Below are 11996 nucleotides of genomic sequence, written 5' to 3'. Positions count from 1 at the left end.
CCAGCCAGGAACTTCTCCCGCCACTCGCTCAGCACCGCTGCCGTGACGCCCAACTCTCGGGAGAGGGCGTCGAGCTCCTCGCCCTTGAGCAGACGGAGCACGGCCTCCTTCTTCCGCTTCGCCGAGAACCGACCGCGCTCTGCCGTCCTGTCCTGCTTCTGCTTCTTCACATCCACCTCACGAGGGGGAGGCTATCCCCCAGAAAGGTGTCTCAGGAATCCCTGGGGCGGAGGACAGGAGAGCCGCGGCACGCAGCGCCACTCCCTGCTGCCCGCCGCGGCGGAGCAGCCCTGTCAGGAGGCGCCGCTGCCCGGCAGTTAGCCGCACGCCCTGCTGGGGCCTCTTCCGGCGCACGCTGCTCATCACCAACGCAGCGTACCCCTGAACGGAATTACTCCGGTTGGCTTAGGGTCCCCAGTAGAACCCGGTCCCATCCTCGGTGGCGCTCCACAGCTCGTCCGACGACAGCCCCTCCAGGGTCGTGAAGCCCTGGGTGCCGAAGAGGAAGTCCTGCCACGCCACTCCGTCGAAGCGGACGAGGTCGTCCGAGTCCAGGTGCGCGAAGACGACGCCCTGTCCGAAGGACACCACGTCCAGCAGGTCGGGTGCGACGCCACCATCCACGTAGATGGGATACGTCGGCTTCGTGCTCCAGGTGCCCGCCGCACGCTCCAGGAACAGCCCCTGGGCTCCGCCCGCGTAGGCCAGGCCCGGCGCCACCACGTGCACGGCCTGCAGGGCGTCCTGCCCCGAGATCAACTGTGGCAGCGGCTCCCGCAACCACGGACCTCCATCCGCGTTGACGTGGTACGCGACAGGCCCTTTGCCGTTGGTACCCACGGTGATGAGCGTTCGAGGGTCGAGGCAGTGGATGGAGCGAAGGTCCGCGTCCACGTGCTCCACCCGCTGGGGCTCCGCCGGATAGTCCCAGCGGAGGATGTCCCCGGTCTCGCTCACCGCGTAGAGCGTCGTGCCTCCGTCCGCCTCGAAGCCCACTAGGTCCTGGATGGCCGCCCCTCCCCCGTCAAAGGACGTCAGCGTGCAGGGCTCTGCGGCGACAAGCGACCGCGTGGCGAACTGCCCCATCCAGGAGCCCATGAACACATGCCCGTCGCTCGGCCGCGCCCACGCGGTGGACCAGGCTCCGTGGCAGTCGGTGAATGGCTGTACGTCAAAGCCACCATCGGTCTGCCAACGAACGTGGTCGAGCACGTCGTTGTTGTTGCTCACGAGCCAGGCCTGACCGCGTGCATGGGGCGCCACGTCCCGGAAGGTCGCTAGAGGGAAGCGCTCGGTCGTCCTCCAGTCGACGCCTTCACAGACGGGCGCCGGGTCCTGGCGGCCGTCACAGTTGTTGTCCAGGAAGTCGCAGCGCTCCTCCACCCCCGGGGAGATGGAGACGGAGTGGTCGTCACAGTCCGTCCCCCGGGTGGCGGTGCTCACGTAGCCATCCCCATCTTCGTCAAGCGCGCTCAACGTCAGCTCGACGCTGGCGGTGTCCTCCTCGGGAACCTCCACCTGCGTGGACGCAGTGGCCACCTCCTGCCCCGCGCACGAGCGCTCGCGGGCGGAGGCTGTCACCTTCACCGTGTCGCTCCACCCGGTGCGACGCACGAAGCCTGTCTCGCCCGCGCCTTCGGGCACCGACAGCTCGAAGGTCCTGGAGGCATCCTCCGCGTCCACCACTCGCAGCGTGACGCAGCCTGGACGGAAGCCGTCGTAGGTCAGCCGCACCTGGACATGGCAGGGATGGCTCGCGTCGCATCCGCTGGGGCGCTCCGCTTCGAGTTCCTCGATGTCCGGCACCGTGCAGGTGATGCAGAGCAGTCCGAGTCCCACGGCCACGGCGCGCTTCATGGAGAGACCTCCGTCCGCGGCGACGGCGAATCGCCCGTGAGCAGCCAGGTGATGGCCGCGCCGGCCGCGGCGGTGACGGCCGCGCCCAGCAGGATGTTGGCCGCGAGCGCCTGTCCCCGCGCGCTGTCCAGGTGCGCCGTCCGGTCGCTGTAGAAGTCATCCTCGCGCGCGGCGTTCACGTTGCTCCGCGACTGGAGGCCCACGTAGCTCCCAATGCCCCCCGAGCACCACGCCTCCCCCCAGCAAGGCCAGCGGAAGCACCGGCGTGCGGCGCACCTCCTCCCGCGCCGGTGCCGGCACGAGTCCAGGTGACGGAGCGGGCTCCGGCTGCACATCCGCTATCGCGACCGGCGCGCCCGGAGGCGGCCGGGGGTTGCGCGCCAGCTCCCGCTGCACGTTCCGGCGCACCTCCTCGAAGTCACGTGACACCTTGGGGGACACCTTCACCGGAAGGCTCGCATCAGGCAGCAGCGACAATCCCTCCTTGAAGGCGGCCAGTGACTCCTGACGACGCCCCAGGTCCGCGAGCACGATGCCCCGGAGGATGGCCACCCTGCCCCGCTCTCCACCGTCGCGCGCCACGGCCTTCGCCGAGTCGAGCTGCTCGAGCGAATGCTCGTAGTCGAGATCCTCGTAGGCCCGGGACGCGGCGGACATCCGGGCCTGGAAGTCAGGGCCCGGGGAGACCACGGGCTGGCCCCAAGCGGGCGACGCCAGCATCAACGAGACGCCGAGCACGATTCGCAGGTCCATAGGTACGGAAGATACCTCCCGACTCCAGGCCCGGAGTTCCGTGCCGTGCTGTTTTGATTCCACGGAGTGTTTGGCATTGGAACTGGACCCCCCGTCTGGAAGGTGCGTGGCCCCTTCACGCCCTGGGCCTGAAAAGGCCGTGGAAATGGTGGGGGAATATGCGCGGCACGGGACGTAACAGCACGGGGCGCAACACACCGTTGTTCTTCCTCGCCCCTTTCCGGAGTCGTCCCATGCGCTTCACCTCGTCCGCCGCTCTCCTGGTCACCGCCTCGCTCGTCACCGCCTGTGGCGGTCCGCTGGAGGAAGAGACCCCGTTGCCAGGGCAGGAGGCGGAGGTTGGCGGCACCAGCGAGGCGCTGGGCATCACCCTCCCCCCGGTCCTCCCGTGCCTGACCAGCAGCACCGTGCTGGCGCAGCCGGACGGCGCGACGGTTCCCTATGTCTGGAACTGCCGCAAGACGGGCTACGTCCCTGTCTACGCGACGTCGAATGACGCCACGTACGGGCAGCCTTCGTGCACGGACCGCTTCGTGGTCGACGTGACGAACATCGGGGGCAGGCCGTCCCGCGCCTACGTGGAGGCCGTCCCGGCGACGGCGCCCACCACCCAGTCCGCCTGCAACGCCCTCTTCGTTTCCGGAGACGCCTGGGGAATCGTCAACACCGCGTGGGAAACAATTGGCACGGTGAGCGGCTCGGGCGTCTGGACTCCGCCGATCTTCGGGCTTCCGGGCTCCTGCAAGCTGCGCTTCTACGTCCCCGACAGCTCGGGCTCGGTCTACACCAAGGTGCGGGTGACCGGCATCGCGACGCAGAACGGCTCGACCCGGATCCGCGTGCGCGCGGGCGCGGAGGTCTTCGAAGGCAACCCCTGCTGAAGTGAGTGCCGTCCGGAGGTGCAAGGTTTGCACATCCGGACGCGCGCGCGACCGTGCAAACCTTGCATGCACGGCAAGGTTTGCACACGTCCACGAAACCGTGTTGCCAGCGCGAATTTCCGACAGCTCCAGCGTTCATGTGATTGCGGGGGACGCGTTGGGGCGCCGCCGTGAAGCCGCATGAACGCGGGGAGCGACGGACACATGGTGACGACCTGGAGGCGCGCGTTGTTGGGCGCGGTGATGTTGACGGCCGCGGGCGCGAGCGCGGAGCCGCCGCCCAGCAACAGCGCGCAGGGCACGCAGCTGCACGGCACGGGGCGCTTCGAATCCATCAACATCCCGCTGGCGACCGTGGAGGTGCCAGAGCCCCCCGCTGGCGTGACGTGCGCGCCGGCCAAGGCGTTGACGTTGAACGGCCGGGTCATCACGGCGCAGGGCTGCTCGGGCGGAAATCCTCCCGTGGCGGCGCGGTTCCTGGAGGGACACTCGCTGGTGAACACGACGTTCCAGGCGCCGTTCGAGGGCCGCACGGTGAAGCTCGTCATCGCGGAGGCCCGCTGTCACGAGGACATCACGCCGCCCACGGCGGAGTGCACTCCGGAAAACCTCTACGCGGGCAAGGCGCGCTGGGAGTACCGCGTGACGGCGTCCACGGAGGACAAGCGGCCCGAGCCGCTGTGTCCCACCGGCAGCGGCTTCGCGATTCCCGTGCCCCACGCCTGGTCCGCGGGCGGCGACCTGATCCGCAACCCGGACTACTTCACCTTCGCGTGCGCGCCAAAGAACGAGGGCTCCGCGTCCCAACCGTTCTTCGTGGGCGGCGGCGTCATCGCCAAGTGCGTCGACTGGGGGTACCCGCCCTGGGCCACGGAGTACCCGGAGGGCCAGGCGCTCGCGTACCACCAACTGTGCACGCGCATGGCCCGGGCGGACTACTGCAGCGAGGGCCGCAGCAACACGCTGGACGGGACGCCCATCTCCTTCAGGGGACCGCAGGCCGCGGTGGCGATGAGCCCCGGCGGACGCCTGCCCAAGACGGTTGGCACCGAAGGCTACGCACTGGAAGCCATCTGGGAGATGAGTGATTGCGGCGAGGTCCGCCCCGTGTGTCTGGGCAAGGCGCGCTGGGACACGCTGTCGCTGGAGGCAACGTGCGTGAACCGCGCGGTCATGCAGCCCAGCCGGATGCTGCGGCCCTGCGAGGATTGGAACGTGTCGAACATGGGCACGGCCACGATGCTCGTGTCCTACTCGCTCTTCATCGACCAGGCGCTGGTGGGCTTCAAGAGCGGGGAGACGGGCTACCTGACGACGACCTCGGTGACGGTGGACCTCCAGGAACATCCCGGTGGCGCGGACGTGTCCGGATATTCGCCGGACCTGGATGGCAACGGGGTAGCGGATGCGACGTCGTTCGGCGCGCTGCGCATGGAAGGGCCCCTGCTCACCCCGAAGCTGCCCACGAACATCCGCAAGCGCATGGGCAACCTCATCAAGCCGCTGTACCGCTGCGCCAACACCCATGGACGCTATCTGCTGACCGACACGTCCACCTGTGACGGCGCCTCCGGCTACTCGCTCAAGATGGTGAACGGGGACCAAGGCATCGAGGGCTTCCTGTACAGCGCCGTGGACAGCGACAGCCCGGGTCAACGGCGGCCGCTGAAGCTGTGGAAGCACGCGCAGCTGGTGGGCGTCTTCGCCACGTCCACGCAGGCCCCGGCCGGGTTCGTCCTCGTCCGGGACCTGGGCTTCCTGCCCGCGGTGGGACAGCTGCCGGGCCGCGACCTCTGAGACAGGCTCCACCGCCGGGTCCCCGTCACGGGGGCCCGGCGGATGGATCTACTGAGAGAGATCACTCATCGGTGGCAGTGGCTCCTGCCAGGAGAACGTCTGGTAGATGTTGGAGAAGGGCATCCCCCAGACCTCATACCCTTCGATGCTCCAGTTGGTGCCTTCGCTTTCACTGCGCTCCCAGTTCGGCGCCTCGTTCGGCGGTTCGAAGGCTCCCTTGAAGGCCTTGTGCAGGTAGGACGTCCACGAGGACCGGTTGAAGAGTGTGACCGTCATCGTCTTCCCGTCCGGGTTCGGGCTGAAGGTCGCGCGGTAGTGGCCAATGACAAACGCGAACACACCGTGCATGTCATTGTGCCCCTGGACCCGCATGGGATGATACTTGCCTCCCGCCATGTCCACGGCCTCCATCCATTCATTGCGGGCGCTGAGATAGGACTGGCTTTCACGCATGGCCTTCACGGGGACGGAGTCCGCGTCGAACTGAAGGTCCCGGGCCCCCGTGCCCGTGGCCCAGGAGAAGGCAATCTCGAACGCCCAGGCCCAGCTCGCCACCCGCTCGGACTGCGTCAGGGTCACGTCCGGAACGACCGCCATCGGAGAGGGCCCCCGGGGATTCGCGGTCAGCGGGGCAATGGGTCCCCCGCTCCCATTCAACAACCAAGCCTCTTCGGGTGTGACCTCCACGGACATGTTCACCCCGCTGTCGTCGCTGGAGCTCTCCTTGCCTGCCGGATCCGAGTCGGCCTCGGCGCCCCTCCCGCGCCCACACCCTCCGCAGCTGGTGCTGGGCCCCGTGACGGTTGACGTCTCCCCCCACCCACGGGAGCCATCGCCTTGCGGCCCATAGGTCGCACCGCCGCCAGAATAGCTCCCGCCTCCCGAGGACGAACCGGGGCCTGAGGAACCATCTCCCCCGCCCGATGAGCCGTCTCCTCCCGGCCCGGTCGAGTCCAACCCCGTCGGATCCACGAACGCGAGCGGGTTGTTCAAGACATAGCTGTACCGGTTGTACGACTGCCCGAAGCGCGGATACGTGACGTGCGGATCCGCGCTGAGGAACCGGCCCAGCACGGGGTCATACATGCGTCCCTTCATGTTGATGAGCCCCGACTCCGCGTCCGGCTCGTGTCCCGTGAAGCCCAGGTGCACGGCACCCAAGGGCGGCGAGATAGGCGTGGTGAGCGACGTCGGTGAGCGGCGGCTCCCGAAGGGATCGAACTTCATCCGCTCCTCCACGGCCCCCTGCGCGTTGGTGACGGTCTCCGTGGAGCCCAACGGGTCCACATGCAGGAACAGCTCCCGGTCCGGCTGGAAGGTGCCGCCACTCTGCGTCCAGACCACCTGCGCCACCTGCCGGTCCGCGCCGTGGATCTTGAAGACGTGTTCGACGGTGGAGCTCTTCCGCCGCTGCTCGTAGACCTCGCCCGCGTACAGCGTCTGATCCGTCGTGCTGCCCTGCGTGGACCTGCCCACCCGCCGCCGGTTCGCGTCGTAGAAATACAGCGTCGGCTGGCCACCCACGGTGAGGGAGGAAGGAAGGTCGAACGACGTATAGGACACCTGCCGCCCCGCCCCCGTGAGCTGCCGGCCGTTGGCGTCGTAGCTGTACGACGATGTCACGCCTCCCTGGGTCATGCTCGTCACGGCGTGCGGGCCGGCTCCCGCGCCATACCCATACGTCACCGTGGAGCCCGGGCCGGACACCACCGTCCGGTCCAGGAGGTTGCCGTTCGGTGCATGGTGGTAGCGCAGCTCGGACAGGCTTCCGCCCTGCGCCACCTTCCAGGTCGTCAGTCGATCCAACCGGTCGTAGGTGAAGTTCTCCACCGTCTGGGCCAACAGGTCCTCGCGTTGGGACAGGTTGCCGTTGGACTCGTACGTGTAGGCCAGGTCCTGGAGTGTCGTCAGTCCCAGGGTGGTCCGGATGGATCGGACCTTCCCGTCAAGGTCGTACTGTCGAACCGTCTCCGCGGTGTTGCCCATCCGCTCGGCCGTGAGCTGGCCATGGGCGTTGTAGGCCTGAGCCTCCCAGTAGACATGCTGGTTGGCCGGGTCCTGCACCGCGCGGAGGTAGCCACGGTCGTTGTACAGGCGCTCCACCTGGAGCCGTGCCCTGCCTGTCACGGCGGGATAGGTCAGGGTCTGGAGTCGGCCATAGGCGTCGTAGGACCGGTCGATGTCCGCGAGGAAGCCCAGGTTGTTGGCGATCCACGAGGTCTGCTTCGGCCGGGACAGCGCGTCGAACGTCGTCTCCATCCGGACCACCGCGTAATGGCTGGCGTTGGTGCTCACCGCCACCTTGCCAATGCCATGGAGCGCGGTGTCCCAGGTGAAGTTGGAGCGGCCGTCGGACTTGTCCACCTGGGTAATCCGTCCCAGGGCATCTCGCGTGTACGTGGTCAGCGCGCTCATCGCGTCACGCGTGTCCTTCAGCTCCCCGAACGCGTTGAAGTTGAACCGGCGATCGCCCGCGTCCGGATCAACCATGCGGATCCGGCGTCCGCGCACGTCGTATTCGAAGGACGTGATGTTCACGCCGCCAGGCTGCCGGACGCCCGTCGTCACTCCAAAGGGGCCGTAGGTGTAATACGTGTAGACACCGGGCCCGCCGCCCTCCAACTCGAAGTCGGCGCTGCCGCTCACGCGCTTCAGGTCGTCGAACTGGAGGACCGTGGTGTTCCGCTTCTCATCGAAGCTGGTGACGTAGCGGCCAGAGAACCTGCGCTCCTTGAACGTGCCGTCCGGGTGCTGCTCCCGCAGCGGACGATCCAGGTTGTCGTACGTGCTGGTGAACGACGCCGCGGGCGCGGACTCCAGGTGCGGCAGGGCCCGCGACACCGGGCGCCCCTTCGCGTCGTAGACCTGCTCCATGACGACATACGCCCCGTCGAATCCCTGCCAGCGGCGGAGCACCTCCCGCCCCAGCCGGTCGTAGGTGAGCTCCGCGCTCCGCGACGTGGTGGGCCCCGTCTTCACGGAAGCGGAGACCTTCGGCCGGCCTGTCGCATCCGCCAGGTGGCTGTACGTCACGTCCGCGGAGTCGGGCGAGTCCTCGAAGCGCAGCCGGCCCAGCCCGTCATACCGGTACTTCACCTGGACCCCGTTCGGATCCTGCACGGCCCCCACCACCCCGAGCCCCGGATGACGGGCGACCTCCTGCGTGTGCCCCAGCGCGTTGGTGAACGTCTTCGGGTACGTCTGGTCGAGGTCGTCGTAGGCGATGCGCTCGGTGCGGACCTGGCCCGAGCCCTCCGACACCACGGCGGAGACGAGCCCGAAGCCCGCGTCCCGCTCGTACGTCGTCGTGAGCAGCATCTCCGAACCACCGTCGACGACGCCCGCGGGCGCCGTCGGTTCCACCCGCGTCCGATGGAGCAGCCCCGTTGCCGGGGAGTAGTCGTGCTCGACGACCCGCGTCCGCGTCCCTCCGTCCAGGACGGTGTCGGTCTGGCTGAGCCGCCGCTGCTGGCTGATGAGCCAGTCCGACTCGGAGGTGTCGAACTGCGCGGTCGTGAGCATCCGGTAGCGGTTCCCACTGGCGGCACCGCTGACGACTTCGTCCGTGAGCTCCTCCAGGCTCGTCACGTTGCCGTAGGCATCCTGGGCCCGCGTCTTCTGGCCCTGGAACAGCAGATAGCCGCCCTCCTTCTCCTGCCAGGCCAGCGTCTCCGGGTACACGTCCAGCACCTTGCCGCCGTGACGGGAGTCCGCCTTGTAGGTGCTGGAGGTCACCACTTCGTAGGTGCCGCCGTCCTCCAAGGGGATCACGGTCCGCAGCTCCAGCGGGAGCCCGGCCTTCACGTAGAACGTGCCCTCGCGCGTGACGTTGTCGTACGTCGCGGTGCGGGTCGACAGGCGGAGCAGATCCTGCTCGACGCGCCGGGCGAACCCCAGCCAGCCGCGTCCCTTCCGGTCAAAGCGGCCATCCTGGTAGGTGAACTTCATGGCGCGAGGCTGGGTGAGCCCCGAGTCCTGTTCGTGGACCCGCACCAGCCACAGCCCCGTGCGTGCGCACCGCGTGGGATACGCGCAGCTCTGCGCCGGAGTGTAGACGCTGGCGTCCGACAGCGGCGCGTACTCGAAGCGCTCGAACGCATCCAGGCCGTCATCCACGCGCGTGAGCAGGTCGCCGGGCGTTCCCTGGCGCACGTAGACGTGGAGGGTGCCGTTGACGACCTGGACGAAGTCCAGCTGTCCGTCGCCGTTCACGTCCAGCACGTTGGACCAGTCCCAACCCGCGGGCTCGGTGGCGGTGCCGGGGAACTGACTGCCCACCATGAACGGCAGCCGGACTTGCGTGAAGCCCGTGCCCGTCGACACGAGCACGGTGACCTTTCGCGGCAGCGTGGGCGCCAGCGGATCCGAGCTCCCGCCCATCAGCAGCAGGTCATGCCGGCCATCGCCGTTGTAGTCCACGACCCGGACGCCCGAGTCATCCAGGTTGAGCGTCCCCACCGTGTGGTTCTGGGCGCCCACGTTCCAGGCCACCGGTTCGGCGAAGCCATGTCCCGTGTTCACCGCGACGCGCAGCTGCCCCTGCCCCACCTGCGCGGCCACGGCGTCCATCAGGCCGTCGCCCGTGACGTCCGCGAAGTAGTACTGCTTGCCGTCGTCCTGGGCGAGCGACAGCGGCTGCGTCACCACGGTGTTCGTCGTGCCTTCCAGCCCGTACGCCTGGAAGCCCACGCCCGTGGAGCGGAGCAGCAGGCTCGACTTCCCGCTGCCGTTCACGTCCACGGCGTAACCCCGGACGTTGTTCTCGTGCCGCGGCGTCGTCGTCACGTAGCTGGCGAGCGTGCCCGCGTTGTTCAACCGGTAGCCCAGCGTCTGCCCCGGCGTGCCACCCTGCCCGTAGGCACCCACGCCCCGAACCCACTCCGCGAAGCCGTCGCCGTTCAGGTCGAGCACGTACAGGCCACGGGCCTGGTGAACCCAGGGCTCCTGCGGGTCGTCGACGAACTCGAACGCCGTGGGGGAACCGGAGGCCGTGGGACGGTAGAGGCAGTTCCGGTACTGATAGCCGCCGAGCGATGACAACTTCTTCCCGGTGATGACCAGCTCCAGCCGGTCATCCCCGTCGATGTCCAGGTACCGCTCCTCTCCGTCGGGGCAAAGGCTGTCGTAGTACTTCACGGTGCGGGGCGTGGCGTCGATGCCGGTCCCCGTACTCAGGAAGAAGAACGACGCGCCCTGGATGAGGTCGTCGCGCCCGTCTCCGTTGATGTCGCCCGTGAGCAGGTGGCCCTCGCTGTGGGCGATGTTCGTGTCGATCTCCGTGAAGGTCGCGTCCCCCGGGGTCCAGGTGAAGCGCGTGCGAGGCAGACAGACGCCCGCGCCATCACACTCCTGCACCGCGTCCAGCCGGCTTCGCTGGCTGAGCGTGGCCAGGCCATAGGTCAGGGTGTAGGAGCGCAGCAGGCCCGTCGTCGCCGGGTTCGGGCCCCACATCTCGATGCGCTTCAGCCGCTGGGTGTGCTTCTGCTTGAGCCCGCCGACGAAGGCGTCGCTCGGGTCGGGCCGCGCCTCGTACTGGAACCGGACCGACCGCGTCGTCGTGCCCTGCGGATCCGCCGTGGAGGCCGTGTAGTCGATGCGGTCCGGGAGCTGCTCGATGGCGGAGGGATCGCTCGGGTGGGATTGGAGGCGGTAGTCCACCCGGAGGTAGTTCCCGGAGCGGTCCTCCACTCGCGAGACGCCCCACGCCCAGCGGACCTGCTGGCTGTAGTCCGTCGTGTAGAAGCGCGGCACGGAGGGGCTCTGGTAGCTCAGCGTCACGCTCGCGCGCGGGCCCTCCAGCGAGGCGTTGACGCCCCCGCCCATCGTCAGGATGCGGCCGTCCTTCAGGAAGACCTTGAAGGACGTGGGACCTCGCGCGTCGGGGCTGAAGGACACGACCTTGATGTGGGCATCCTGCTCGGTGCGGTACTCGGACTGGTGGCCGCCGTAGGGGCTGGCGGTCCCCGTGGGCCCGCCCGTCAGCACCAGCCGCTGACCATCCAGGCAGAAGCGGTCGCCCGCGTCGCCGTTGTCGAACCGGATCTCCCGGTCCGCGCCCTCGTGGAGGGTGGTCCGGCGGCAGCGGGTGATGCGCGACAGGCCCGACAGCGACCAGCCCACGCCCAGTTCCCCGTTGCCCACGCCGCTGTCGTACTGGAGCGCCAGGCCGGGCTGAATGCCCGCGCGGCCGTCCGGCACCCACAACGGGATGGAGTAGGCCGCCGTGCCGCTATGGCGGACCAGCCCCTGTCCAGGGAGTGTCCCCACGGCCAACCCGTTCACCGTCTCCGTCGCCAGGACCGTATCGGACGGAAGGCCCAGCGAGGCCGCCTGGGCCGCGACCGGGTGCGGGCTCGCGGGGGCGGGAGCACAGTGGAGCAGCGGAAGGGACGCGAGCGCGCCCACGAGGAGAGAAGCTCGCCATCTGCGTCCACGTGAGGCTCCGGGGGAAGGAAGAAAGGGAATGCGCGCGCGATGCGCGACAGGAAGTCGTCGTCTCAGGGGCATGGACGTTCCGGGAGTGGAGAGGAGCGATGTTTCCTGCCTCCGGCCTGGCAGGCCCCCTGGATAGTCCCGGTGGCGTGACGGAAGCGTGACGGCGCTCCGCGAGTCCGCTCCGAAGAGAAAGCTCCAGGCTTCAGCACCGGACATCAGGACATAGACGTAAAAGCAGAATATCTAGCAAATACCCCAAGGCGGTTCGGGCTG

At 68.5% G+C, this 11996-nt stretch carries 7 protein-coding genes; 2 read left to right on the top strand and 5 right to left on the bottom strand.

The features are described 5' to 3' along the window. The 4 genes from D7V77_RS19450 to D7V77_RS19440 form a co-directional block, all read right to left on the bottom strand. A partial coding sequence (locus D7V77_RS19450) for a transposase (RefSeq protein ID WP_233596729.1) occupies positions 1–176 on the bottom strand: 176 nt, incomplete at its 3' end. Positions 177–405: 229 nt separating this feature from the next. After that, positions 406–1857 carry a putative metal-binding motif-containing protein gene (locus D7V77_RS19445; protein WP_120577783.1) on the bottom strand — a complete coding sequence of 484 codons (1452 nt, stop codon included), beginning with the start codon at positions 1855–1857 and terminating at the stop codon, positions 406–408. Next, complete coding sequence (locus D7V77_RS44800) at positions 1854–2036, bottom strand: hypothetical protein (RefSeq protein ID WP_233597109.1); 183 nt, start codon at positions 2034–2036, stop codon at positions 1854–1856. Before D7V77_RS44800 ends, D7V77_RS19445 begins: the two co-directional genes overlap by 4 nt. Continuing rightward, complete coding sequence (locus D7V77_RS19440; protein WP_233597108.1) at positions 2014–2610, bottom strand: hypothetical protein; 597 nt, start codon at positions 2608–2610, stop codon at positions 2014–2016. Before D7V77_RS19440 ends, D7V77_RS44800 begins: the two co-directional genes overlap by 23 nt. Before the next feature lie 233 nt (positions 2611–2843). Between D7V77_RS19440 and D7V77_RS19435 the strand changes: the two genes are divergently transcribed. Together D7V77_RS19435 and D7V77_RS19430 are read left to right on the top strand one after the other, a co-directional pair. Beyond that, positions 2844–3491, top strand: coding sequence for a hypothetical protein (locus tag D7V77_RS19435; protein WP_120577782.1), 648 nt, complete (start codon positions 2844–2846; stop codon positions 3489–3491). Positions 3492–3695: 204 nt separating this feature from the next. Further along, positions 3696–5288, top strand: a complete 1593-nt coding sequence (locus D7V77_RS19430; RefSeq protein WP_147452102.1) for an ADYC domain-containing protein — start codon at positions 3696–3698, stop codon at positions 5286–5288. Between the two features lie 48 nt (positions 5289–5336). Here D7V77_RS19430 and D7V77_RS19425 read toward each other — a convergent pair whose 3' ends face one another. Continuing rightward, complete coding sequence (locus D7V77_RS19425) at positions 5337–11693, bottom strand: FG-GAP-like repeat-containing protein (RefSeq protein WP_158624440.1); 6357 nt, start codon at positions 11691–11693, stop codon at positions 5337–5339. Between the last annotated feature and the right edge of the window lie 303 nt (positions 11694–11996).

The organism is Corallococcus sp. CA041A (assembly GCF_003612075.1).
GTDB lineage: Bacteria > Myxococcota > Myxococcia > Myxococcales > Myxococcaceae > Corallococcus > Corallococcus exiguus.
Note: the sequence above shows the minus strand (reverse complement) of the source record. Positions and strands in the feature narration are given on the sequence as shown.

What these genes read in the sequence shown, in the direction of transcription:
- D7V77_RS19445 (WP_120577783.1), bottom strand. Translation starts at nt 1,857, where the DNA reads ATGAAGCGCGCCGTGGCCGTGGGACTCGGACTGCTCTGCATCACCTGC.
- D7V77_RS19440 (WP_233597108.1), bottom strand. Translation starts at nt 2,610, where the DNA reads ATGGACCTGCGAATCGTGCTCGGCGTCTCGTTGATGCTGGCGTCGCCC.
- D7V77_RS19435 (WP_120577782.1), top strand. Translation starts at nt 2,844, where the DNA reads ATGCGCTTCACCTCGTCCGCCGCTCTCCTGGTCACCGCCTCGCTCGTC.
- D7V77_RS19430 (WP_147452102.1), top strand. Translation starts at nt 3,696, where the DNA reads ATGGTGACGACCTGGAGGCGCGCGTTGTTGGGCGCGGTGATGTTGACG.